The sequence below is a fragment of the Blautia glucerasea genome (genome assembly GCF_013304385.1).
GTDB classification, from domain to species: Bacteria; Bacillota; Clostridia; order Lachnospirales; family Lachnospiraceae; genus Blautia_A; species Blautia_A ammoniilytica.
In genome coordinates, this window is the sequence record NZ_JAAITU010000148.1 from 1 (window position 1) to 547 (window position 547).

1 pseudogene is annotated in these 547 nt (G+C 40.8%); it reads left to right on the forward strand.

Going from position 1 to position 547, the window contains the following annotated elements:
• Positions 1-63: 63 nt before the first annotated feature.
• Positions 64-459: pseudogene (locus G5B11_RS18815) on the forward strand (ParA family protein); the annotation flags it as partial.
• Positions 460-547 lie beyond the last annotated feature (88 nt).

Here is a 547-nt window from a genome sequence, read left to right on the forward strand (position 1 = left end):
AAACATTAGAAATTCCTTGATTTTCAAGGAAAAAAGACTTGACTATATAGGGAGGAAGAAATCATGTGTAAAGTTATATCCGTAGTAAACCAGAAAGGTGGCGTCGGAAAGACCACCACAACCGTAAATGTAGGCATTGGACTGGCAAGAGAAGGTAAGAAAGTGTTGCTGATCGACGCGGATCCACAGGGAAGTTTAACCGCAAGTCTTGGATATGAGGAACCGGATGATCTTCGCATCACATTGGCAACGATCATGATGGATGTCATCAACGAAGAAGAAATCTCTCTGGAAGATGGGATTTTACATCACCAGGAAAATGTAGATCTTCTCCCGGCAAATATTGAGCTTTCCGCACTGGAAGTAACGATGGGAAATGTTATGAGCAGAGAAATGATCATGAAAGAATATATCGATGCGATACGATGCCGATACGATTATATCCTGATCGATACCTTATGTGGTTAACCACATAAACAGTCTAATGCGGAATAAATTATTATGCTGGGTAACTATCCGCAACAGTAGTAATAGCCTGTAAAGGTGT